The organism is Massilia oculi (genome assembly GCF_003143515.1).
Taxonomy (GTDB): domain Bacteria; phylum Pseudomonadota; class Gammaproteobacteria; order Burkholderiales; family Burkholderiaceae_D; genus Telluria; species Telluria oculi.
Genome location: NZ_CP029343.1, coordinates 5,546,626 through 5,569,966, shown reverse-complemented (window position 1 = coordinate 5,569,966; position 23,341 = coordinate 5,546,626). Strand labels below are relative to the sequence as shown.

Here is a 23,341-nt window from a genome sequence, read left to right as displayed (position 1 = left end):
GGCCCGACTAAGCTCGGTGACGTTTGCAGCACAGGCACGCAGCCAACGCCGCCAACGCCACCACCGACAGGGAGCCTCCATGACCGCCACGCCTACCATCCTCGCCGCCGTTCTCACCCTCGCCGCCAGCGGCGCCGCTTCCACGGCCGCCGCCCACCAGGGCGGCAAGCCGCATACGGGGGGAATCCAGACCCCTGCCGCCAAGGGCGGCAAGGCCGACTACGACATCGTCCACACCAAAATCACCACCGAGGGCAACGTCGCCACCTTCCACGTGGCGGTATCCGGCAAGGCCGGCAAGACCTATCCGACCAGGACGGGCAAGCTGGGCGGCAGCGCGGTGTTCTCCTACGTCTGGCCGACCACCATCGATCCCTACGTGGTCGGATTCGAGAGCAAGGCCGGCATCCTGGCCTTCGCCGTCACCTCCCACCCCGACTTCGACGACACGCCGCTGTACGACGAGAACGGGGATGGCGACGCCGGCAACGACGGCAACCTGTGGCACTCGCACTGGGTGGTGCTCACCAGGGACGACGCCTGCGGCAAGGATGCGCTGAAGGTGGTCGACATCCCCCAGGGCGCCAAGCCGCGTCTGCCCAAGACCTGGCCCGGGTTTCCGATCCTGCTCGACAGCCCCGGCTGGCACCCGGTATTCAAGGCCGAGTCGCTCGAGGTCAAGGTGCCGTTCGACGACATCGGCGTGGTCGAGGCGGCGAGCTTCGACGGCGTCACGGCGGCGCTGCGGGTCAATGCCAGCGTCCACAGCCCGCTGCTGTGCGTCGCGGACGTGTTCAAGGTCGCGTCCGGGAAACTGACGCTGCCGGGCAAGGTCAACCAATAGAACGGCGCCTGCGTGCGCCAGAGCGAGGCGAGCATGAACGACAGAGAACTGGCGCGTGGCGCTCAAGGGCGCACGCACGGGCGGCATCCAGCTGATTGCGACCGAGCACCTGCTGGAACAATTCGCCGCCATCGCCATCCCTGACCACCACCACCATCACCACCACAACCACCAGGAGGAACCATCATGAGCAAGCAAGCACTGATCGTCCTCGACGTCCAGAACGACTATTTTCCAAACGGCCGCTGGGAGCTGGCGAACATGGAGGCCGCCAGCGCCAACGTCGGCCGCCTGCTGCGCCACTACCGGGCCGGCCGGGCGCCGATCGTCCACATCCGCCACGAATTCCCCGACGCCGCCAGCGCGCCGTTCTTCGCGCCCGGATCAAGCGGCGCCGCGATCCACCCGTCGGCCGCCCCGATCGAGGGCGAGCCGGTGCTGCTCAAGCACCACATCAACTCGTTCCGCGATACCGCGCTGCTGGACATCCTGCGCGGCCACGAGGTCGACGAAGTCGTGATCTGCGGCGCCATGAGCCATATGTGCGTCGACGCCTGCAGCCGCGCCGCCAACGACTTCGGCTTCAAGGTCACGGTGGTGCACGATGCCTGCGCCTCGCGCGACCTGGAATTCGGTAGGGTCAGGGTGCCGGCGGCGCACGCCCATGCCGCCTTCATGGCGGCGCTCGGATTCGCCTACGCCGACATGCGCGCCACGGACGAGGTCACGACGGCATGATGGCCAGCGCCTGCGCGCGCGCGACCGCCTCTCCGGCGTAATGGCGGGTAGCGTTCGTCAGGCGGTAGCGCACGCCCTGCCGCCCATGATCGGCCTCGACCAGCGAGCGGGCCACGAGCCCCGAGATGCACCACTTCACGGCGGCGCCGTCGATCTCGGGGCAGGCGCATGCCCGGGCGGCGTCGTCGAGGGTGAAGCTGTGGCGGAACACCGACAGGCGGTGCAGGACGGCGCGCTCGCGCGGCGCGAGCAGGCGCCAGCTCCAGTCCAGCACGGCCTCGGCCGAACGATGCCGGCCGTCTTCCTCCGCGTCCGGATCGCACAGCGCCTCGATCCCGCCAGCCAGCGCCGCCATGCCGCCGGTCCTGGCGCGCGCCGCGGCCAGGCCGATCAGCAAGGGGTTGCAGTCCAGCCGGCGGCACAGTTGCGCCGCCTGGGTCCGGCCGGCTGGATCGAGTTGGCTTCCACAGCGCAGTGCGAACAGTTCCAGCGCCGCCGGCAAGGCCAACGGCGCCAGCCGGTGCACCCATTCGGCGCGCAGGTCCAGCGCCTCGCGGCTGGTCGCCAGCAGGTGCAGCCGGGGCGCGGCCCCGAGCAGCGCCTCGGCCAGCAGCGCCGCCGCGTCGGCGAGGTGGCCGCAGTTGTCCAGCACCAGCAGCAGGCGCCGCTGCGCCAGGGCGCCGCACAGGCCGCGGAGCGAGCCGCCCGCCGCCAGACCCACGGCGCCCGCCACCGCATCCGTCAACCGGGCGCAGTCGGCCAGCGGCGCCAGGTCGAGCCAGGCCACGCGGCCGTCGAAGCGCGGCGCCACAAGGCGCGCCACCGCCAGCGCCAGCGCGCTCTTGCCCAGGCCGCCGGCGCCGACGACCGAGACCAGGCGCCGCTCGCCGACCAGGCGCGCCAGAGAGGCGACCGTCTCCTCGCGGCCCAGCAGCGGCGCGGTGCCATCCGGCAGGTCCGTTATTGTCGGCAAGGCGGGCGGCTGGCGCCGGCGCACGGCGGCGACGAACACATAGCCACGCCCCAGCACGTTGACGATGTAGCGGCTGCCATTTTTGCCGTCCCCGAGCGCGCGGCGCAGGGCGGCGATATGGGCGCGCAGCCGGTTCCGATCCATGTCGGCGCCGGACGCCAGGCGAGCCACGATCTCGTCCCTGCCCACCATCTCGCCGGCGCGCCCGGCCAGCAGCGCCAGCAATTCCAGCGCGCGGGCGCCGAGCGGCAATGCGCGCCCGTCAAGGCGTAGCTCGCGCCGGTCGAGTGACAGCGTAAAAGGGCCGAACAGCAGCTCGCCTTCCCGCTCCATCACCGACCTCCCCCGTCAATCTTATGATAAAGATCATATGACTTGGATCAAGAGGCCGATGTGAAGAAGTGTGAAATCGCAGTCACCTCTAAGTCTTGCAGCGATAGCAAGGCGGCGTGCAGGCGCGCCGCGTCGAGCGGGTCGGCGATGGTCCCGGCGTCGATCGCGTCCAGCGCCGCGCGCACGTGGCGCTCCAGCTCCCGCTCGCCGAACAGGCCCGCGCCCAGCACCGCCGGCGCGGCCATCAGGCGCACGCCCAGCGCGCGCTCGCCGCCGGGTCCGAAGGCCCAGTCGAGCGCGGCGCGCAGATTGCCCATCGCATGGCTGGCGCAAGCCAGCCATGCGTCATGGTCGAGGGTGTCCCGGGCCCGCTCGCAGTCGTCCAGCAGGCCCAGGGTGTACAGCGCGTGGCGCGCCGCCAGCGGGCCGCGCCCGGGATCCCCGGCCAGTTGTTCGATCGCGTAGGCGCGGGTGATTTCCAGCAACACGAAGCGGGGATCCGGCCCCCCGGTGTCGGCCGCGACCAGCGACTTGGACACCAGGTTCAGCAGGCAAGTGTCCACGCAGCCGGCGGCGCCCGGCCCCACCACCGCCAGCGCCGCCTCGAGCGAGAACGGGCCGGCGAACACCGCGCAGCGGCGCAGTACGCACTGTTCGTCCGGCGACAGCAGTTCATGGCTCCAGTCGAGCAGTGCGCGCAAGCTGCGGTGGCGCGGCAGCACGGTGCGGCGCCCGCTGCCGAGCAGGCGCAGGCGATCGCCCAGCTGCTCCTCCACGCCGGCCACGCCCAGCAGGCCCACCTGGGCGGCGGCGAACTCGATCGCCAGCGGCACGCCGTCGACCCGGCGGCACAGCCTGACGGCCGCCGGCAGCTCGGCCTCGCTCAACCGGAAGGAGTCCATGCCGGCCTCGGCCCGGCTGGCCAGCAGCTCCAGGGCTGGATAGCGCAGCGCCTGTTCGAGGTTCAAGGCGGGGTCGTCGGGCGGACAGGCGAGCGGCCCCAGTCGCAGCACCCACTCCCCGTCGGCGTCCAGCGGCTCGCGGCTGGTGGCGACGAGGTCGATCCCGGGGGCCAGCCGCAGCAGGCATTCGGCGAGCGAGGTCGCGGCCTCGATCAGGTGCTCGCAGTTGTCCAGCACGATCAACATGCGGCGCGGCGCCAGCCAGCGCTCCAGCAGCGCGCGCACGCCCTCGCCGTCCGGCGCCAGGCCAAGGCTGGCGGCCAGCGCATCGGGGATCTGGATCGCGCTGCTCAGGAGGGCCAGGTCGACGAGACAGGCGCCGTCGGCATAGCCGTCCCGCAGCTCGGCGGCCAGGCACAGCGCCAGCGTGGTCTTGCCGACGCCGCCATGGCCGACGATGGTGACCAGGCGGCGGCGCGGCAGCAGCGCCCGCAGCTGGTCGAGCACGTCGTCGCGCCCCAGCACGCTCGTCATGCTCAGCGGCAAGGCTCGCGCGCCGGCGGGCGGCGCGGCAACGGTATCGGCTTCGGCATCGAGGCGGAGCGCGACCACCGGGGCCACGAAGCTGTAGCCGCGCCCGGGCACGTTGGCGATGTAGCGCGAGGCGCCGGGGCCGTCGCCCAGCGCCTTGCGCAGCGCCCCGATGTGCGCCCGCAGGCAGCTGTCCTCGACCACGCTGCCGGGCCAGATCGTGCGCTCGAGTTCGGCGCGGCTGACCACTTCGCCAGCGCGCGCGATCAGCGCGACCAGCAGGTCGAAGGCACGCCCCCCGAGCGGGACCGGCGTCTCGCCGTGCATCAGCAGCTTGCGCGCCGGGTACAGCGCGAAGCGCCCGAAGGTGTAATCGGGCCCGCCCCGCGCCGGCCTGACGTGCTGCATGCCGGCGGACGGCGGTGGTGAAGGCGCGGTGAAGGTATCGGTATGCATGCGATCGGTGCGGCGCACGGCATGGCGCTCAGTATTGCGCTCCGTATTGCGCCCCGTATTGCGCCCAGTAATGCGCGTCGATACCGCCACCTTAAATCTTTGCCGGCCTCATGACAAGAAGTAGAGACGCAACAGCCCCGCCGCGGGTGCGCAGCAGGGAGCGGGGTATCGATCGGGTGGTCGACGGCTCTTCCTTCTGTCAGGTGTCGTCGGGCTGTGAATTCGAGTCTACTCACCCTGGAAGGCGCGCTCACCGCCAGTCGGCGCCCGCCTCTTTTCGTCAACCACATCCACTCCAGGGAGAAACCCGCATGGCCATTTACACCACCAAGGAAGGCGTCGAACTCTATTACAAGGACTGGGGCAGTGGCCAGCCCATCGTGTTCTGCCACGGCTGGCCTTTGAACGCGGACAGCTGGGAATCGCAGATGATCTTCTTGGCCGGCCAGGGCTACCGCTGCATCGCCCACGACCGCCGCGGTCACGGCCGCTCGAGCCAGCCATGGGACGGCAACGACATGGACCATTACGCCGACGACCTGGCCGAGCTGCTGGAACACCTGGACGTCAAGGACGCGGTGCTGTTCGGCTTCTCGACGGGCGGCGGCGAAGTGGCGCGCTATATCGGCCGCCACGGCACCGCGCGCATCGCCAAGGCCGGCCTGATCTCGGCTGTGCCGCCGCTGATGCTCAAGACCGAGGCGAACCCGGGCGGCCTGCCGCTCGAGGTCTTCGACGGCCTGCGCGCCGCCCAGCTGGCCGACCGCTCCCAGTTCTACCTGGACATCCCGAGCGGCCCGTTCTACGGCTTTAACCGGCCCGGCGCCAAGGTCTCGCAAGGGCTGATCCAGTCCTGGTGGATGCAGGGCATGCTGGGTGGCCACAAGAACACCTACGACTCGATCAAGGCGTTCTCGGAAACCGACTTCACCGACGACCTCAAAAAGTTCACCATACCGACCCTGATCATCCACGGCGACGATGACCAGATCGTGCCGATCGACGCCGCCGGACGCGCCTCCAAGCGCCTGGTCCCGCACGCGCAGCTGATCGTGTATCCGGGCGCGCCGCACGGCCTGACCGATACCCATAAAGACCAGGTCAATGCCGACATGCTGGCCTTCGTCCGCGGCTGACCTCCCCCCAAAAAAAACACACCAGAGGACGATGCCATGAAAGAGCTGACCACCGCCGCGGGCGCCCCCGTGGTCGACAACCAGAACACCATGACAGCCGGACCGCGCGGCCCGGCCCTGCTGCAGGACGTGTGGTTCCTGGAAAAGCTGGCCCACTTCGACCGCGAAGTGATCCCGGAACGCCGCATGCACGCCAAGGGCGGCGGCGCCTTCGGCACCTTCACCGTGACCCATGACATCACGCGCTACACCAAGGCGCGCATGTTTTCCGAAGTGGGCAAGAAGACCGAGCTGTTCCTGCGATTTTCGACGGTGGCGGGCGAGCGCGGCGCCGCCGACGCCGAACGCGACATCCGCGGCTTCGCGATCAAGTTCTATACCGAACAGGGTAACTGGGACCTGGTCGGCAACAACACGCCCGTGTTCTTCCTGCGCGACCCGCTCAAGTTCCCCGACCTGAACCACGCCATCAAGCGCGATCCGAGCACCGGCCTGCGCAGCGCCGACAACAACTGGGACTTCTGGTCCAGCCTGCCCGAGGCGCTGCACCAGGTGACGATCGTGATGAGCGACCGCGGCATCCCCAGGAGCTTTCGCCACATGCACGGCTTCGGCAGCCATACCTTCAGCTTCATCAACGCGGACAATCAGCGCTTCTGGGTCAAGTTCACCCTCAAGACCCAGCAAGGCATCCAGAACCTGAGCGACCTCGAGGCCAGCGCCCTGATCGGCCGCGACCGCGAAAGCCACCTGCGCGACCTGGTCGACAGCATCGAGGCCGGCGACTTCCCGCGCTGGACCCTGTACGTGCAGATCATGCCCGAGAAAGAAGCGGCCACCTGCCGGTACAACCCGTTCGACCTGACCAAGGTCTGGCTGCATGCCGACTATCCCCTGATCGAAGTCGGCGTGCTGGAGCTGAACCGCAACCCCGACAACAACTTCGCCGACGTCGAGCAGGCCGGCTTCAATCCGGCCCACGTCGTGCCGGGCATCGGTTTCTCGCCCGACAAGATGCTGCAGGGCCGCCTGTTCTCCTACGGCGACGCGCTGCGCTACCGGCTGGGCGTGAACCACCACCAGATCCCGGTGAACGCGCCGCGCTGCCCGGTGCACAGCTACCACCGCGACGGCGCGATGCGGGTCGACGGCAACCGCGGCGGCGCCACCCCCTACCAGCCGAACCGCCACGGCGAATGGCAGGAGCAGCCCGACTTCAGGGAGCCGCCGCTGTCGCTCGAAGGCGCCGCCGACCACTGGAACCACCGGGTCGACGACGACTACTATTCGCAGCCGGCCCTGCTGTTCAGGAAGATGTCGCCGGCCCAGCGCGAGGCGCTGTTCCAGAACACGGCGCGGGCGATCGCCGGGGCCTCGGATGAGGTCAAGGCGCGCCACATCGCCAACTGCACGATGTGCGATCCGGCCTATGGCGACGGCGTGGCGCGCGCCATCATGCAGGGCAGCGAAGGGGCCTGAGCAGCAGAAACGGCGGGGACGGTCGCGGTACTATAGAATCCGCATCCTCGGTGCGGATCGCACCATTCAGTTCAGAGGTAAGCCGTGTTCCCCGTTTCCGCCCTCGACATGGGCGCCGCCATGAAGACCCTGGTGCTGACGCTCGACCTGGTCGGCACTTTCGTGTTCGCCCTGAGCGGCGCCACCGCCGGCCTGCGGCGCCAGCTCGACCTGTTCGGCGTGCTGGTGCTGTCCTTCGTCGCCGCCACCTCGGGCGGGATCGTGCGCGACCTCCTGATCGGCGCCACGCCGCCGGCCGCCTTCACCGACTGGCGCTACCTGGGCGTGTCGCTGCTGGCCGGGGTGGCGATCTTCTTCTGGTCGCCCGCCCTGCATCGCCTGCGGCACCCGGTACTGCTGTTCGACGGCGCCGGCCTGGCCCTGTTCTGCGTCGCCGGCGCCCAGAAGGCCCTGGTGTTCGGCCTGGAGCCGGTGATGGCGGCGCTGCTCGGCATGTTGACCGGCATCGGCGGCGGCGTCGCGCGCGACGTGCTGCTGTCGAACGTGCCGGCCGTGTTCAGGTCGGACATCTACGCCGTCGCCGCCCTGGCCGGGGCCACCGTGGTGGTGGCAGGCGACGCGCTGGGGCTGCCCAGCACCCCGACCGCGCTGGCGGGCGCCGCCCTGTGCTTCGGCCTGCGCCTGGCGGCCATCCGCTATGGCTGGCACTTGCCGACGGCGCGCGCCCCGGAGGGAACCGAGGGCGAGCAGGACGCAGGCCGCGACGGCCGCGGCGGTCGTTAGAAGTACTTCGAGAGGTAGAACGCGCCGGAGTCCGGGAAGATCGTCACGACGCGGGCATCGCCCAGTTCGGGCAGCACGCGGGCGATGCCCGCCGCCACGCAGGCGCTCGAGCCGCCAGCAAGGATGCCCTCCTCGCGCGCCAGGCGGTGGATCCAGGCCAGCGCCTCTTCGTCCGGCACCTGGACCACGTCGTCCACCACCGCGGGGTCGAACACGGGAGACGGACAGCCCTTGCCGACGCCTTCGATCGCGCTGGAGAACTCGCCGCCCGCCGACAGGTCGGTCACCAGTTTCCTGTAGGCCGAATCGCGCGGCTCGACCCCGATCACGCGGATGGCCGGATTGCGCTCCTTCAGGTAGCGTCCGATGCCCGAGATCGTCCCGCCCGAGCCGACGCCGCACACGAAGACATCGATCTCGCCTTCCATTTGCGACCACAGTTCGGGCGCGGTGTCGCCATAATGCGCCTGGCTGTTCAGGTTCGAGCGGTACTGGTCGAGGTGGTGGGCGCCACCCTGGCGGGCGATGTCCAGGGCCGTCTCCTGGTAGTCGGGACCACGCTCGCCGTCGCACACGCGCACCGTGGCGCCATAGGCTTCGATGCGCCTGATCTTTTCACGGCTGGTGGCGACCGGGACGGCGACCTCGCAATCCAGGCCGAGCACGGCGCTCGCCATGGCCAGCGCCGCGCCGGTGTTGCCGGACGACGCCTCGACCACGCGCTTTGCCTGCGGCGGCAGCTTGCGCAGCATGGCCCTCACCATGCGGTCCTTGATGCTGCCGCCGGGATTCATGAACTCCAGCTTGGCCACCACGTTGGCCTGCGGGAATACGCGGCCGAGCCTGACCACCGGGGTGTTGCCGATCGCTTCCATGACAGATGACTTGATGTGGGATTGCACGCCATTTCCTTTCGAACAGGCCCGCGATGCCATATCCGTCGCGCCGGATATGCCAGCTGCATACGAGGGACAACGAACAAGCGCCCGCACAAGGGCGGGCGCTGACGGGTGCATCGTCATAACAGGATGCATGACGATTGTAGTGGTTAATTTGCATCAATGTCAGGGATTTTTTTGCGCTATCCTTTTTAAGATGTAGAGCGATATCAATGCGCCGGCGCCGCACCTGGTGCTTGCTTCAGGTGCGGGCACCCAAGCCCAGCCCCGGCTCCAGCTGGCCGGCGGCAGGCGGCTCGACCGGTTCGCGCTGCAGCACTTTGCGGTACAACACGCCGGCCAGCGCACCGCCGAGCAAGGGAGCCAGCCAGAACAGCCATAGCTGGGCCACCGCCCAGCCGCCGACGAACAGCGCAGGGCCGGTGCTGCGCGCCGGATTGACCGAGGTATTCGTCACCGGGATGCTGATCAGGTGCACCAGGGCCAGGGCCAGGCCGATCGCGATGCCGGCGAAGCCGGCCGGCGCCCGCGTGTGGGTCGCGCCCAGCACCACCAGCACGAACATGAAGCTCATCACCAGTTCGCACACGAGGGCCGACTCGAGCGAATAGCCGCCTGGCGAGTGCTCGCCATAGCCATTCGCCGCGAAGCCGGCCTGGACGTCGAAGCCGGCCTTGCCGCTCGCGATCACATAGATCAGGGCCGCGGCCAGCACGGCGCCGGCCACCTGCGCCACGACGTAGGGCGCCAGGTGACGCGCCGGGAAGCGCCCGCCGGCCCACAGGCCCACCGACACCGCGGGATTGAAATGGCCGCCCGAGATCGGGCCGAGCGCATAGGCCGCCGTCAATACGGTCAGGCCGAAGGCCAGCGAGACCCCGGTCAGGCCGATGCCGACTTCGGGAAAGGTCGCGGCCAGCACCGCGCTGCCGCAGCCGCCCAGCACCAGCCAGAATGTGCCGATGAACTCGGCCAATAGTTTGTTCAACATGACGTTCTCCCCATCGTGCCAGACGCACGTACGGCGCGCGCCTGCGGATCGCCATCCTGCGCTGGCCGGTGGTCAGTGCCTATTGGACCAAAGGACGATGCGAAAGGATGCTGCCGCCCTCGGCCTCCCCCCTGTCGACGCCGTCGCCGGCAAATACCGCACCCGCCTCGAGCTCCAGGGTCTCGCGCACCAGCTGGGCCAGCGACGTCGCGCCCATCTTTTCCATCACCCGGGCACGGTGCACCTTGATGGTCTTTTCGGCGATGCCCAGGTCGAAGGCGATCTGCTTGTTCAGGCGCCCCGACACCACGTGGCGCAATACCTGCTGCTCGCGCCGGGTCAGGGTGTCGAGGTGGGTGCGGATACGCTGCAGCTCGACCCGCACCGCGCGTTCATGGGCGTCGCGCGCCAGCGCATGCCGCACCGCTGCAATGAAGCCGGCCGCTTCGAGCGGCTTGATCAGGAAGTCGATGGCGCCGGCCTTCATGGCCCTTACTCCAAGTTCGACGTCGCCGCCGCCGGCGACGAAGACGATGGCGCGCTCGGCGCCGCCCTGCTGCAGTTCGCGCTGCAGCGCCAGGGCGTCGAGGCCCGGCATGCGCGCATCGATCACCGCGCAGCCCGGTATCCCCGGATCGTGGGCTTGCAGGAAACCATCGGCGCGAACGAAGGCGGCGAACCGCAGGTTTGCGGCCTGCAGCAGGCGCGCCATGTAGTCAAGCGCCTCGGCATCGCCATCGACGAGATAGGTCAGGGGTTCGATCGTATGCATAGGCAACTCCCGCTGCAAGAATGCACCGGATGGCGCCTCCGTACTTCGGCGTCCGCGCCTCCCGCTGCCAACCCTCACGCTGCGCATGCGAGCGCGGTGCAGAAGATTCTAGATGCGCGGCCACGCACGCACGGGAGGACAGATGGCATAGTTGATATGTCACAAACACTCGCCGCGCTTAGCCAGCCTCCTGCGAAACCAATTATGAGTAATGCGGTCATAGAGCACCGGTTTTTCTGTGCGGCGCTGTTGCGACTGCATGTCAACTACAGAAATCCCCCATCCGAAGCGAAAACCGACACCGACATACAGGCCCTGCATCGTGGCATCGACGTCAAGGCGCTCGCCGTTGTACTTGCTCTTGAGCTGGTGGTAGGTGAACTTGACCGAGCGGTCCGGCCGCCATGCATGGCTGGCGCCTATCAGCAACCGCCACGCTTAATCGCTGCCGTCGAACATTCCAGCCCGCGATGAGCGCCAACATGGCGCCGCCGGCTTGTCGCCCAGCGGTCGAGGTTACGGGTGATCATCTCGGCGGGCTGGCGTGCGCCGACCGTGCATCGATGTTGGCCGCGCCTCCTGCGCCGCGGCATTGGACCATGGTCCCAAGGAATGGCCGTGTTGGACCAAAGTCCAATAGCGCCAGCGTCAGGCGCGGCGTTAGGCTGTGACAGCCCGCAGCGGCGCCTGCATCGAGCCGCCCCATCCACTTCCCCATGAGGTCATCATGAAGGCACAACCAGGCAACACGAGGCGCTTGCTGATGCCAACCATCCTGGGCGCCGCGCTCGGACTGGCCGCCTGCGCCGGCCAGCCTACCCGCGACGAGACCCAGGCGCGCGTCGACGCCGCCAAGGTCACCCTCGACAACTTCGTGCGCGACCCCGACATGACGTGGTTCCGCCAACACGTCGGCCAGGCCAGGGCGGTCCTGATCAGTCCCCAGATCGTGCAGGCCGGCTTCATCGTGGGCGGCTCGGGCGGTTCGGCGGTCCTGATCGCGCGCAGGGACAACGCCTGGGCCGGCCCTGCCTTCTACCGCATCGCCGCCGGTTCCGTCGGGCTGCAGGCCGGCGCCCAGGCGTCCGAGATGGTGGCCCTGGTGATGACCGAGAAGGGTCTCAATTCACTGCTGTCGACCACGTTCAAGCTGGGCGCGGACGTGAGCGTCGCAGCCGGCCCCGTCGGCGCCGGCACCGGCGCGCCGCTCAACGCCGACATGCTGGTGTACACGCGTTCGAAGGGCCTGTACGGTGGGCTGAACCTGGACGGAACCGTGATCTCGGTCGACGACGGCCGCAACCACGCCTATTACGGCGTTGGGACGACACCGGTCGACATCCTGGTCACGCGCAGCGTCAGCAATCCCCACGGCCAGACGCTGGCCCGGGTCGCGTCGAATGCGGTGAGCGGCGATCCAGGCGATCAGTAGGGGCGCGCCAGCAGGCGGCGCAACTGGGCCGCCTGGTAGGCGCCGAAGGTGTCGCCAAACAGGCAGCGGATCAGGGGGTCGTCGACCAGCTCCGCGTCCTGCAGCGCGCGCTCGGTCCCGGCATCGAAGACGATGCCGTTGATGCGAACGTACATCGAAGTCAGCGATTCTCCCAGCGCCAGCGCCGCATGCAGCTTGGCGGCCGGCACCTCGGTGGTCCAGCCGAGCGGGCCGGCATCGGCATCGGGCTCCAGCAGGACCGCCCGCTCGCCGTCGAGGCGGTAGCGGTAGTCGCGCGCCTCGCCCGCGTGGTCGAACACCGACAGGCGCCAGACGCGCGGCCGCTCGAAGTAGTCCGAGCCCGCCTCGGTCGCGCCGTAGCGTTCGGCCAGCCCGCGCAGGCAGTAATCCGTCACGCGCGCCTCTTCCTCCGGCGTCAGGGGCGCGAAATGGCGGGCGATCTCGCCAGTCGACGGCGGCGCCGCATTGCCTTCGTAGACGTAGTCGACGTCCTGCGCCCCGATCGGGATCACCCAGGACAATGGCGGCGCCGGATGCAGCCCGCCGGCATCGAGCCGGCGCGAGACGGACGGGTCGAACCGCACGACCTGCGCCGCCGGCACGGCCGCGCCCACCACCTGCCCGAAGCGCTCATACGAGATCGGGAAGAAGGCGCGGTTATACCAGGACCACGGCTCCTGCAGAAACTGGCAGGAGCTCGGCACGATGTAGCGCGGCGCCAGCGCCCGCAACTGGTCTATCCATTCTTGCGGCAGGCCGGGCGGCGCGGCGGCGTGGCGCGACGGCGCCAGCACCTCGAGCTCTCGCATGGTCTGGAACGGCCACAGCACCATGTCCCACGGCCCCTGCGCGACCAGCTTGGCGAGCGTATCGTCGTCGATCCAGGAGTCGACCACGTTCAGCACGTTCATGCCGGCGGCGCGCACCTGGAACATCGAATCGACGTCGATGTCCATCGCCTCGCGCGGGGTGACCGTGAACGGCCCCACCTCGACCGCCCGGTCCAGCGCCAGCGCGTGGACGTTCGTGAACCCCAGCTGGCGCAGCATGTCGAACAGCGCCTCGAACTGGCAATACAGGTGGATCGGCGTGGCGCGATCCAGCAGGTCCAGGCTCTCGAGCGAGCAGTGGTCGTCGTGGAAGTGCGAGATGAAGACGGCGTCGAAACGCTGGCGCCGGATGGCGTCCAGGTCGAAGCGCACGTCGGGGAAGGCGTGGCAGTTGCGGCTGAAGGGAGTCTCGAAGATGGTATCGAAGGCGATACGGCTGCCCCCGCACTCGAAGACATACCCCGCATGCAGGATTCTCGAAATCGTCAGTCCCGCCGTGTCCATGCTTGCCTTTCGTGAAAGGCGGCATTCTACACGCCGGCAGCCCGCCTCGGCCCGTCTGGCTGTAGAATCGCGTCTTTGCCCGGCCGCTCCCCATGTCGACATCGCACTACCAGCAGACCCACTCGGAACTGATCCTCGGACTCGACGACCGTCCGCCCCCGCTGCTCGGCATGCTGGCCGCCCTGCAGCACCTGCTGGCCATCATCGTCCCCATCGTTACACCGGGCCTCCTGATCTGCCAGGCGCTGGGCGTGTCGAGCCGCGACACCAACCTGATCGTCTCGATGTCGCTGGTCGTCTCCGGCATCGCCACCTTCGTCCAATGCCGCCGTTTCGGTCCCTTCGGCGCGGGCCTGCTGATCGTGCAGGGCACCAGCTTCAACTTCGTCGGGCCGCTGATCGCCGGCGGCGCCCTGATGGTCAGGCAGGGCACGCCGGTGGAAGCGGTGATGGCGGCGATTTTCGGCGTCGTGGTGGCCGGTTCCTTCATCGAGATGGGCGTCTCGCGCGTGCTTCCCTTCGTCAAGCGCCTGATCACGCCACTGGTGACGGGCATCGTGGTGCTGATGATCGGCCTCACCCTGATCAAGGTCGGCCTGATCAGCATGGGCGGCGGCTACGCGGCCATGGCCAATGGCAGCTTCGCCAACGGCGAGAACCTGCTGCTCTCCGGCGTGGTGCTGGCCATCATCGTGATCCTGAACCGGGTGCCGGTGGTGTGGATGCGCAGCGCCGCCATCGTCATTGCCCTCGCCGTCGGCTACGCGCTGGCCGGCTGGATGGGCCGCCTCGACTTTACCGGCATGCACGAGGCGCCGCTGTTCCAGGTGCCCACGCCCCTGCACTTCGGCCTGGGCTTCTCGTGGTCGCTGTTCATCCCGATGATCGTGATCTACCTGGTCACCTCGCTGGAGGCGATCGGAGACGTGACGGCCACCAGCAAGGTCTCGCGCCAGCCGGTGGAGGGGCCGCTCTGGATGCAGCGCATCAAGGGCGGTGTCCTGGTCAACGGCGCCAACTCCCTGCTGGCCGGCATCTTCAACACCTTCCCCAGCTCGATCTTCGCCCAGAACAACGGCGTGATCCAGCTGACCGGCATCGCCAGCCGCCACGTCGGCATGTGGATCGCCCTGCTGCTGGTGATCCTGGGGCTGTTCCCTGGCGTCGCCGGCGTGATCCAGGCGGTGCCGGAACCGGTGCTGGGCGGCGCAGCCATGGTCATGTTCGGCGCCGTCGCCGCGGCCGGCATCAACATCCTGGCCAGCGTGACCCTCGACCGCCGCGCCCTGCTGGTGATCGCGGTATCGCTGGCGCTGGGGCTGGGCGTGTCCCAGGTGCCCGAATTCCTGGCCCATATGCCCGCCGCGGTGCGGGGCGTGCTCGAATCGGGCGTCGCCACCGGCGGCCTGTGCGCGCTGCTGCTGAACTGGTTCCTGCCCGAACAGACGGCGCCGGCGGAAGCGCAGTGAGCTGGAAACGGCTGGCCAGGAGCCTGTCGGCGCTGCCGGTGGTGGGGCTGACGACGTGGGGCGCGCTGGCGCTGTGGTTCCAGCTGGCGCCGGCGCTTGCGCTGGCCATCGGCGGCGCCTGGACCCTCCTCGGCCTGGCCGTGGCGCTGGTACTGGCGCGCGCGCCGGGCTGGCGGCACGAACGCCGGCTGCTGCTGGCCGGAGCGCTGGCAGCGCTCGCGATGCTGGGATGGTGGCAGTCGCTGGCGCCCTCGCACGCCCGACCCTGGGCCGACGACGTCGCGCGCCTGCTGGAATCAACGGTCGACGGCGACCGCCTGGAGCTGCGCAATGTGCGCGCCTTCGAGTGGCGCACCGAGGCCGACTACACGCCGCGCTGGGAAACCCGGCGCTACGACCTGTCGCGGCTCGAGTCGGCCGACCTGATCCTGTCCTACTGGATGGGGCCGCACATCGCCCATACCCTGGTGTCGTTCGGCTTCAGCGACGGCCAAAGACTGGTGTTCTCGCTAGAGATCCGCAAGGAGCGTGACGAGACCTTTTCGGCACTCGGCGGGTTCTTCCGCAAGTTCGAGCAGGTGATCGTCGCGTCCGACGAGCGCGACCTGATCCGCACCCGCAGCAATGTGCGCGGCGAGCAGGTCTATCTGTACCGGCTGCGGGCGACACCCGCGCAGCTGCGTTCGGTGCTGCTGGACTACCTGGGTCGCGCCGAGCGGCTGCGGCGCCAGCCCGAGTTCTACAACACCCTGACCAGCAACTGCACCACGATCCTGTTCGAACTGGCGCGCCGGATCGATCCCGCCCTGCCGCTCGACTACCGCCTGCTGGCGTCCGGGCACTTCGCCGAATACGCCTACGACCAGGGCGCGCTCACATCAAGCCTGCCCTACACGGTCTTGCGCGACCGGGGCCACATCAATGCGCGCGCGATCGCATCCGATGCCGACGCGCACGACTTTTCGCAGGCGATCCGGGCCGGCGTACCGGGCATCGCCGCACCGGCGGGGTCCACTGTTTCCGATCAACTGTTAAAGATCAATAGGCCGTGATTCCTCCTCGATAGAATCGACCCAGGTTCGATTTGCTCCTGCGACGGTGCCAGGAATCGATAAGGAAAAGCGATGGTATCGGGTCGACATCCCCCGTGGCAACACCTGCCTGGACCGGACGCCCAGAACGGCGCCTTCGCCATCATGTTCGTGCCGCTGCTGGTGCTGCTGGTGGCCTTCGCCGGCCTGGCGATGGACATGGGCATGGTCTACAACCGCAAGGTCGAGCTGAGCGGCATGGCCAAGGCAGCCGCGCTGGCCGCAGCCAAGGAGCTCAACGGCAAAAGCAGCGGCATCGCGGCCGCCAGGACCCGCGCGCGCGAGGCCGCCCAGCGGTTCACCTACCGCTACGGGAGCACGGTCGAATGGAACGACGCCGCCCTCAGCTTCGGCACTACACCGGCGCGCGGGGGCGCCTGGACGGGCGCCGACGGCGTCGGCGACGGCGCCGCTTACTTCTATGCAAAGGTGGACAGCGCCGCGCTGGACGCCGTGGACGCCGCCATCAGCACCATCTTCATGCGTATTTTCTCGCGCAGCCTGGCCACCATCGATGTGGCCGACGTCGCGATCGCCGGCCGCGCCGGCATCCAGGCGGTGCCGCTGGCGGTCTGCGCGATGTCGGAAACCGCGGCCAGCGAACGCGCGAATACCGGGTTGAGCAACACTGAACTGATTGAATACGGATTCCGGCGCGGCGTCAGCTACGACCTGACGAAGCTCAACCCACGCGGCACCACGGCGGCGCGCTACGCGATCAATCCGGTCGTCCCACCGGGCATGCCCAGCACATCGTTCAACCGGGCTATCCTGGGCCCTTCGTGTGCGCCGCCAATCTCTGGATGCCGCGCCTCACGGGCGGCCCGATCCGGGTCTCGTCGCTGGCGCCGACGGAGCCCCTCGCCGGGCTGGTCACCCAGCTCAATTCGCGCTTCGACGACTTCGGCAACAACCTGTGCTTCCCCGCCGGCGCGCCGCCCGACAACAATATTCGCGCCTACACCTACGAGACGACGGGCGGCGCCCCGTGGATGTCGCCCGCCACCGGGCTTCCCGCCGCCTTGACCACCACCGAACGTGGCCGGCTCGAGACCGTCGCCGACATCCCGCCGCCCGGCAGCACGCTGCCCACCGCCGACGCCCACGCCTTCGGTCCGCTGTGGTCGTACGCCAAGGCGGTCAGGTTTTCGTCCTATAACGCCGGCGTGCCCGAGCCGGCCAGCGGCTACACGCCGTTCGCGACCGCCGACTGGCCCAAGCTGTATCGCGCCGGCATCACCGCGGTGAACTATCCCGGCAGCGGCCAGAACAGCCCCTACAATCCGGTCGACATCATGAACCCGCCAACGGTGCTCGCGCCCGCGAACGCGCGCCGCGAGTATGCGACGCAGCTGCGGCGGGTGCTGTACGTGCCGCTGCTCTCGTGCGCGACCGCGGCGCCGGCCGGGCACAACGTCGCCGCCACCGTCCTCGGCGTGGGGAAATTCTTCATGACGGTGCCCGCCACCAGCGACACCCTCATTGCGGAGTTCGCCGGCACGGTGTCCGAGCAATCGATCCCCGGCGCAGTGGAGCTCTACCCATGAACCCGATCCCGTCCTGGCGCCGGGCTGCCACGACGCGCCGCCAGCGCGGCGCGGCGGCCGTGGAATTCGCCATCATGCTGCCGTGCCTGGCCATCGTCCTGGCGCCCCTGATCCTGTGCGCCCGCTTCATGTGGCACTACACGGTCGCGCACAAGGCGGCGCAGGATGCGGCGCGCTACATGGCCACGGTGCCGGTCGTCGAAATCCGCTCGCGCACCCTGGCGGCCCAGGCCAGCGCGGTGTCGGTCGAGATCGTGCGCAAGGAATTAAGCGACCTCGCCCCAGGAGAGAGCATTTCAGATCCGGAAGTTGGATGCGACACCAATGCCTGCGGGCTCCGGGCCGGCACCGTGCCCCGCAATATCAGGGTCACCGTCGTGTTCTATATGCGTGACCCCATCTTCGACACCTACCTCGGCCAGTACGGCCTGCCGATCGACGTGACCGTGATGACACCCTATGTCGGCAAATGATACGCAGAAGCTACCTGCGCAGCGTGGCCAGCGCGGCACCGCGGCCGTCGAGTTCGCGCTGCTGGCGGCCCTGTTCTTCCTGGTCATGTTCGGGATCATGGAAGTGGCGCGCATGCTGTACGTCTACGGTACGCTGCAGGAAGTGACGCGCCGCGCCGCCTCCAGCGCGGCGCACGTGTACCCGACCGACGGCGCGGGCATCGCCCGGCTCAAGTACCATGCGCTGTTTCGCACCAGTCCCGGCGAACTCGCGCTGGCGCCGCCGGTGTCGGACGCGCACCTGCGCCTGGATTACCTGGCCCTGACCCGCGATCCCGACGACGGGAACTTGAGCCTGGTCCCGGTCGCCCCGGGTTCGATCCCGAACTCCGCCGCGCGCAACCGTCAGGTGTGCATGGCCAATCCGAACGCGGCCGACTGCATCCGCTTCGTCCAGGTGCGCATCTGTGGCGGCCCCGTGGACGGCGCGGGCGAGTGCCCGCGGGTGCGCTCGCGCATGCTGCTGCCCATCGTCGACATGCGCGTGCCGCTGCACCGGGCGACCACGATCGTACCGGTGGAGTCGTTCGGCTACCAGCCCGGCGACTCCCCCTGCCCCTGCCCCTGAACGGCTCAGCGGCCCTGCAGGGCCGCGATCCGCTCTTCGATCGGTGGATGGCTCGAGAACAGCGCCAGCGCGCCGCCCTTGCCCGAGATGCCGAATGCGCTCATGTTCTTCGGCAGCTCGCCCTCGGCCAACCCGCCCAGGCGGCGCAGGGCCGCGACCATCGGCTGGGACTGGCCCATGATGTTGGCGGCGCCGCGATCGGCGCGGAACTCGCGCTGGCGCGAGAACCAGGCCACGATGATGCTGGCCAGGATGCCGAACACGATCTCGCACACGATCACGGTGACCATGTAGCCGATCCCGGGTCCGGTGTTTTCCTCGTCATTCTTGCGCAGCATGCCATCCACGAAGTAGCCGACGATGCGCGCCAGGAAGATCACGAAGGTGTTGACCACGCCCTGGATCAGGGTCAGCGTGACCATGTCGCCGTTGGCGATGTGGGCCACCTCGTGGGCCAGCACGGCCTCCACTTCCTGCTCGGTCATCGACTGCAGCAGGCCGGTCGACACCGCGACCAGCGACGAATTCCTGGTGGCGCCGGTGGCGAAGGCGTTCGGCTCGCCCTCGTAGATCGCCACTTCGGGCATGCCGATGCCGGCGCGCTGGGCCTGGGCCGCCACCGTGTCCAGCAGCCACTGTTCGGTCGAATTGGACGGCTGCGCGATGACGCGCGCCTTCGTCGACCACTTGGCGATCGGTTTCGACAGCAGCAGCGAGATGAAGGCGCCGCCGAAGCCCATCAGGCCGGCGAACATCAGCAGCCTGGTCAGATCCAGGCCGTTCGAAGTGAGGAAGCGGTTCACGCCCAGCAGGCTGGCGGTAATGCCCAGCACCAGCATGATGCCCAGGTTGGTCGCGATAAACAACAGAGTACGTTTCATGATGTCCTTCTTGGTACGGTTGCGGAAAAAAACAGGGTCAGGCGGCCTGTTCGGCATCGTCGGCCACGATGCGCTGGACCAGCACCTTGGCGATGCGGCGCTCCTCCACGCTCAGGATGCGGTAGCGCAGCCCGTCGATCTCGATCTTCTGGCCGGGATCCGGCAAGCTCTCGAAGCGCGCCAGCAGGAAGCCGGCCAGCGAGGTGTAGTCATCGTCGCTGCTCACCAGGCCCCCGGTTTCCAGCACCTGCTCCAGCTGGTGCAGGTCGGCGGTGCCGATCACTTCCCATTCACCGGGGCCTTTCGGCTGGATCGCCAGCTGCTCGTCCTCGTCGGGGAATTCGCCGGCGATCGCCTCCAGGATGTCGACCGGGGTCAGGAGGCCCTGGACGATGCCGAATTCGTCGGTCACCAGCACCAGCTGGCCGTGGGCGCGCTTGAGCGTGTCCATGGCCTTGAGCACGCCGGCGGTGTCGGGCAGCAGGATCGGCTTGCGTATCGGACCGTTGGCGCCAGTGCCGTCGCCGACGGCGTCGTCGATGCGCGCCTGCAGCACCAGCTTGCTGATCAGGTCCTTGGTGCGGGCGATGCCGACCAGGTTGTCGAGCTGGCCGCGGCCGACCGGCATCCGGCTGTGCGGCGACTCCTGCAGCTGGCGCAGGATCTCGTCCGCCTCGTCGTCGAGGTTAACCCAGGACATCTCGGAGCGCGGCGTCATGATCGAGCGGATCGAGCGGTCGGCCAGGGTCAGCACGCCGCTGACCATATTGCGCTCCTCGACACCGAAGGCCTGCGCTTCGTCAGGCTGTTCATCCTGCGCGTCCGGCTCGGCATCCTGGCGCCGCTTGCCGCCCATCAGGCGCAGCACGGTGTCGGCGGTGCGGTCGCGCAGCGGCAGGCGCGCCTCGTTCTTCAGGAAGTTACGGCGCGCGAACTGGTTCAGGGCCTCGATCAGGATCGAGAAGCCGATCGCGGCGTACAGATAGCCTTTCGGGATGTGGAAGCCCAGGCCCTCGGCCACCAGCGACAGGCCGATCATCAGCAGGAACGAGAGGCACAGCACGACCACGGTCGGGTGCGCGTTGACGAAGCGGGTCAGCGGTTTGGAAGCCAGGATCATGACGCCGATCGAGATGATGACGGCCGCCATCATGACACCCAGTTCGTCGACCATCCCGACCGCGGTGATCACGGCGTCGAGCGAGAACACGGCATCGAGCACCACGATCTGCGCCACCACGGCGCCGAAGCTGGCATACACCTTCGATTGGGTGTGGACGTGGGTCACGCCTTCCAGGCGTTCGTGCAGCTCGACGGTGGCCTTGAACAGCAGGAACACGCCGCCCAGCAGCAGGATCAGGTCGCGCCCGGAGGGCGACCACGGCCCCAGCGCGAACAGCGGCGTGGTGAGCGTCACCAGCCAGGACACGATGGTCAACAGGCCCAGGCGCATCAGCATGGCCAGGGTCAGGCCGATCAGGCGCGCCTTGTCGCGCTGGTGCGGCGGCAGCTTGTCGGCCAGGATCGCGATGAAGATCAGGTTGTCGATGCCGAGGACGATTTCCAGGACAACGAGTGTGAGCAGACCCGCCCAGATTGCCGGGTCGAATAGCCATTCCATTGGTTTACCTCGTTATTGTGCTAAATGTGTGTCGCGGCCGCGATCGCGGGCATGGCGGCGCAGTCGGGTGACGCGCGCCGCCATGCGGGGATCGTGATCGGCCAGGGGCGCCGCGCATGCGGCGAAGCGGGCCCTCAGGCCATGCGCGGGGGTTTTAGCGGTGGGAACGAGGAGTGATTGGCGCGTGGCGGCGCCGGAGGCGCGATCGCGCCTCCCGGCGAGCCGCCCACTTGCAGGCCGAGGTCTTCGTGGACGGAATCGTGGACGTCGGCGCCGGCTGGCGGCTCATCGGGATCGATGTCGCAGCCGGCCTGGCAATCGTAGGGGCCAGGCAGGTAGGCATCGGCGAACAGGGGGACGGCCGCATCGGTTTCGAGCGCTGCCGTGTGGATGAGGACTGCGGAAGGTGTGACGTGTTCCGTCGCGCCGGACGGCTGCATCGCGGATGCGGCCATGGCCAGGGCAAACATGTTCAGGGGGAGCAACAGGGTCAGGCAGATGACGAAAAATCGTCTCATATACGGTGCGAGAGTCGGAACGGCGCAAGTATAGCATGTCGTCTCAACTCCATCAGTCCACCTTTGCCAATCATGCCGCCTCCTGCAGACGCGTGTCATGCCGATGACACAGAGTGACGCTAGACTGGAATGGATCGTTCGCTGTCCACCACCCGTTTCCAGAGGAAGCCGCCATGCCTGCCGTCCAATCCACCGACCTCACCCAGCGTGTGCAGCGCGACCTCACCGACAGCTATGACGAAGAGCTCGAACTGGAACTTGACGACCGCGACCTCGACCCCGAGTCGCTGCTGCCCGTCCCCACCCGCAGCGAGCAGGAGAAAGAGGCCCGTCGCCAGTATTTCCATGAGCTGTTCCGCCTGCAGGCCGAGCTGGTCAAGCTGCAGGACTGGGTCGTGCATACCGGCCACAAGGTCGTGATCCTGTTCGAAGGCCGCGACGCAGCCGGCAAGGGAGGCGTCATCAAGCGCATCGCCCAGCGCCTCAATCCGCGCGTGTGCCGGGTGGCGGCGCTGCCGGCGCCGAACGACCGCGAGCGCACCCAGTGGTATTTCCAGCGCTACGTCTCGCACCTGCCGGCGGCCGGCGAGATCGTGCTGTTCGACCGCAGCTGGTACAACCGCGCCGGGGTCGAGCGCGTGATGGGCTTCTGCACCGACGCCCAGTACGAGGAATTCTTCCAGACCGTGCCGGAATTCGAACGCATGCTGGTGCGCTCCGGCATCCAGCTGATCAAGTACTGGTTCTCGATCTCGGACGAGGAGCAGAACGCGCGCTTCCTGAGCCGCATCCACGATCCGCTCAAGCAGTGGAAACTAAGCCCGATGGACCTGGAATCGCGCCGGCGCTGGGAAGAATACACGCGGGCCAAGGAGATCATGCTCGAGCGGACCCATATTCCCGAAGCGCGCTGGTGGGTCGTGCAAGGGGTGGACAAGAAGCGTGCGCGCCTGAATTGCATCCATCACCTGCTGCAACAGATGCCCTATGTCGAAGTCGAGCGGCCGACGATCGAATTGCCCGAGCGCGAATACCACGACGATTATGTGCGGCGGCCGGTGCCGCCGGAGATCATCGTGCCGGAGGTGTTCTAAGCCACGGCACCGCCCCTCGTCTCTTCCCGATATACATCTGCCGCGACACCGGAACCGAACGGGATGCTGTCGGCATTGGACAGCAGCGACGGAGGCAAGACCTTTACCTCCCTTTCGGCGATCCACGGGCCGATCAGCTGCGTCACTTCAGGCGCGTCGCCGGCCAGCACCCTGCCCTTGAGGACCTTGCCGGCGCCAAAGCCGGCCCCGCCAGGGATGGCGGCGTCCTGCCAGGCGACGCCCTCATCGGCGAGCCGGGCCGCCAGCAGGTCGGCGGCCTTGCGTTCGCCCGTCGAGGTCCACCAGTGCAGCACTTGCAGGCCAGGGCCGGGGGTGGCGACGGAAGGCGCGGCGGCGCAGGTGCAAGCCAGGGCCAACGCCCATCTCATGACACCAGGCCAGGCCACTTTCTTCAT

General features: G+C 68.4%; 25 protein-coding genes. 14 read left to right on the top strand and 11 right to left on the bottom strand.

Annotated elements, in window-relative coordinates:
• Positions 1-79 precede the first annotated feature (79 nt).
• Genes DIR46_RS24930 through DIR46_RS24925 form a run of 3 tightly spaced genes read left to right on the top strand, consistent with a single transcriptional unit; the run spans position 80 to position 1,582 of the window.
• Entirely contained in the window at positions 80-844 is a 765-nt protein-coding gene (locus DIR46_RS24930; RefSeq protein WP_109347639.1) for a hypothetical protein, read from the top strand.
• Between the two features lie 55 nt (positions 845-899).
• Positions 900-1,034 carry a hypothetical protein gene (locus tag DIR46_RS27660; protein WP_282433165.1) on the top strand — a complete coding sequence of 45 codons (135 nt, stop codon included), beginning with the start codon at positions 900-902 and terminating at the stop codon, positions 1,032-1,034.
• Positions 1,031-1,582 (top strand): cysteine hydrolase family protein, encoded by a 552-nt coding sequence (locus DIR46_RS24925; protein WP_109347638.1) that lies wholly within the window; start codon positions 1,031-1,033, stop codon positions 1,580-1,582. The genes DIR46_RS27660 and DIR46_RS24925 overlap by 4 nt, the downstream gene beginning before the upstream one ends.
• On the opposite strand, the gene DIR46_RS24920 is transcribed toward DIR46_RS24925, so the two are convergent.
• Entirely contained in the window at positions 1,569-2,888 is a 1,320-nt protein-coding gene (locus tag DIR46_RS24920) for an ATP-binding protein (RefSeq protein WP_109347637.1), read from the bottom strand. The genes DIR46_RS24925 and DIR46_RS24920 overlap by 14 nt on opposite strands.
• A gap of 47 nt (positions 2,889-2,935) precedes the next feature.
• Positions 2,936-4,777, bottom strand: a complete 1,842-nt coding sequence (locus DIR46_RS24915; protein ID WP_162819636.1) for an ATP-binding protein — start codon at positions 4,775-4,777, stop codon at positions 2,936-2,938.
• 311 nt (positions 4,778-5,088) lie between these two features.
• Between DIR46_RS24915 and DIR46_RS24910 the strand changes: the two genes are divergently transcribed.
• The 3 genes from DIR46_RS24910 (at position 5,089) to DIR46_RS24900 (ending at position 8,175) form a co-directional block, all read left to right on the top strand.
• The gene (locus DIR46_RS24910; protein ID WP_109347635.1) at positions 5,089-5,913 is read left to right on the top strand and encodes an alpha/beta fold hydrolase; all 825 of its coding nucleotides are present in this window, start codon (positions 5,089-5,091) and stop codon (positions 5,911-5,913) included.
• A gap of 36 nt (positions 5,914-5,949) precedes the next feature.
• The gene (locus DIR46_RS24905) at positions 5,950-7,392 is read left to right on the top strand and encodes a catalase (protein WP_109347634.1); all 1,443 of its coding nucleotides are present in this window, start codon (positions 5,950-5,952) and stop codon (positions 7,390-7,392) included.
• Between the two features lie 84 nt (positions 7,393-7,476).
• On the top strand, positions 7,477-8,175 hold the full coding sequence (locus DIR46_RS24900; protein WP_109347633.1) for a trimeric intracellular cation channel family protein: 699 nt from the start codon (positions 7,477-7,479) through the stop codon (positions 8,173-8,175).
• Here the strand turns inward: DIR46_RS24900 and DIR46_RS24895 are convergent.
• From DIR46_RS24895 to DIR46_RS24880, 4 genes are all read right to left on the bottom strand, one after another.
• A complete protein-coding gene (locus DIR46_RS24895; protein ID WP_229446404.1) occupies positions 8,172-9,077 on the bottom strand; it encodes a PLP-dependent cysteine synthase family protein in 906 nt (301 codons plus the stop codon). The genes DIR46_RS24900 and DIR46_RS24895 overlap by 4 nt on opposite strands.
• A gap of 238 nt (positions 9,078-9,315) precedes the next feature.
• Positions 9,316-10,065, bottom strand: coding sequence for an aquaporin Z (aqpZ, locus tag DIR46_RS24890; RefSeq protein ID WP_109347631.1), 750 nt, complete (start codon positions 10,063-10,065; stop codon positions 9,316-9,318).
• A 79-nt stretch (positions 10,066-10,144) separates the two neighbouring features.
• Entirely contained in the window at positions 10,145-10,837 is a 693-nt protein-coding gene (locus DIR46_RS24885; protein WP_109347630.1) for a response regulator transcription factor, read from the bottom strand.
• Between the two features lie 159 nt (positions 10,838-10,996).
• The gene (locus DIR46_RS24880; protein ID WP_109347629.1) at positions 10,997-11,266 is read right to left on the bottom strand and encodes a hypothetical protein; all 270 of its coding nucleotides are present in this window, start codon (positions 11,264-11,266) and stop codon (positions 10,997-10,999) included.
• A 298-nt stretch (positions 11,267-11,564) separates the two neighbouring features.
• On the opposite strand from DIR46_RS24880, the gene DIR46_RS24875 reads away from it, so the two are divergent.
• The gene (locus DIR46_RS24875) at positions 11,565-12,269 is read left to right on the top strand and encodes a lipid-binding SYLF domain-containing protein (protein WP_109347628.1); all 705 of its coding nucleotides are present in this window, start codon (positions 11,565-11,567) and stop codon (positions 12,267-12,269) included.
• Here the strand turns inward: DIR46_RS24875 and DIR46_RS24870 are convergent.
• On the bottom strand, positions 12,263-13,624 hold the full coding sequence (locus DIR46_RS24870) for an MBL fold metallo-hydrolase (protein WP_109347627.1): 1,362 nt from the start codon (positions 13,622-13,624) through the stop codon (positions 12,263-12,265). The two genes, DIR46_RS24875 and DIR46_RS24870, sit on opposite strands and share 7 nt — an antisense overlap.
• 92 nt (positions 13,625-13,716) lie before the next feature.
• Between DIR46_RS24870 and DIR46_RS24865 the strand changes: the two genes are divergently transcribed.
• The 6 genes from DIR46_RS24865 (at position 13,717) to DIR46_RS24840 (ending at position 18,811) form a co-directional block, all read left to right on the top strand.
• Entirely contained in the window at positions 13,717-15,093 is a 1,377-nt protein-coding gene (locus tag DIR46_RS24865) for a nucleobase:cation symporter-2 family protein (protein ID WP_109347626.1), read from the top strand.
• Positions 15,090-16,145 carry an Lnb N-terminal periplasmic domain-containing protein gene (locus DIR46_RS24860; RefSeq protein ID WP_109347625.1) on the top strand — a complete coding sequence of 352 codons (1,056 nt, stop codon included), beginning with the start codon at positions 15,090-15,092 and terminating at the stop codon, positions 16,143-16,145. Before DIR46_RS24865 ends, DIR46_RS24860 begins: the two co-directional genes overlap by 4 nt.
• Before the next feature lie 72 nt (positions 16,146-16,217).
• Positions 16,218-17,210: a pilus assembly protein TadG-related protein gene (locus tag DIR46_RS24855; RefSeq protein ID WP_109347624.1), complete on the top strand. Its 993-nt coding sequence runs from the start codon at positions 16,218-16,220 to the stop codon at positions 17,208-17,210.
• Positions 17,207-17,731, top strand: a complete 525-nt coding sequence (locus tag DIR46_RS24850) for a hypothetical protein (protein WP_162819634.1) — start codon at positions 17,207-17,209, stop codon at positions 17,729-17,731. The genes DIR46_RS24855 and DIR46_RS24850 overlap by 4 nt, the downstream gene beginning before the upstream one ends.
• Entirely contained in the window at positions 17,728-18,204 is a 477-nt protein-coding gene (locus DIR46_RS24845) for a TadE family protein (protein WP_109347622.1), read from the top strand. Before DIR46_RS24850 ends, DIR46_RS24845 begins: the two co-directional genes overlap by 4 nt.
• Positions 18,191-18,811 carry a TadE/TadG family type IV pilus assembly protein gene (locus DIR46_RS24840; RefSeq protein WP_109347621.1) on the top strand — a complete coding sequence of 207 codons (621 nt, stop codon included), beginning with the start codon at positions 18,191-18,193 and terminating at the stop codon, positions 18,809-18,811. The genes DIR46_RS24845 and DIR46_RS24840 overlap by 14 nt, the downstream gene beginning before the upstream one ends.
• A 5-nt stretch (positions 18,812-18,816) precedes the next feature.
• On the opposite strand, the gene htpX is transcribed toward DIR46_RS24840, so the two are convergent.
• The 3 genes from htpX to DIR46_RS24825 form a co-directional block, all read right to left on the bottom strand.
• Positions 18,817-19,692 (bottom strand): protease HtpX, encoded by an 876-nt coding sequence (htpX, locus tag DIR46_RS24835; protein WP_109347620.1) that lies wholly within the window; start codon positions 19,690-19,692, stop codon positions 18,817-18,819.
• 37 nt (positions 19,693-19,729) lie between these two features.
• Entirely contained in the window at positions 19,730-21,313 is a 1,584-nt protein-coding gene (locus tag DIR46_RS24830; protein WP_109347619.1) for a TerC family protein, read from the bottom strand.
• Between the two features lie 134 nt (positions 21,314-21,447).
• Positions 21,448-21,831, bottom strand: a complete 384-nt coding sequence (locus DIR46_RS24825) for a hypothetical protein (protein ID WP_109347618.1) — start codon at positions 21,829-21,831, stop codon at positions 21,448-21,450.
• Positions 21,832-22,004: 173 nt separating this feature from the next.
• On the opposite strand from DIR46_RS24825, the gene ppk2 reads away from it, so the two are divergent.
• The gene (ppk2, locus tag DIR46_RS24820) at positions 22,005-22,925 is read left to right on the top strand and encodes a polyphosphate kinase 2 (RefSeq protein ID WP_109347617.1); all 921 of its coding nucleotides are present in this window, start codon (positions 22,005-22,007) and stop codon (positions 22,923-22,925) included.
• On the opposite strand, the gene DIR46_RS26995 is transcribed toward ppk2, so the two are convergent.
• Positions 22,922-23,314, bottom strand: a complete 393-nt coding sequence (locus DIR46_RS26995; RefSeq protein ID WP_205289041.1) for a hypothetical protein — start codon at positions 23,312-23,314, stop codon at positions 22,922-22,924. The genes ppk2 and DIR46_RS26995 overlap by 4 nt on opposite strands.
• Positions 23,315-23,341 lie beyond the last annotated feature (27 nt).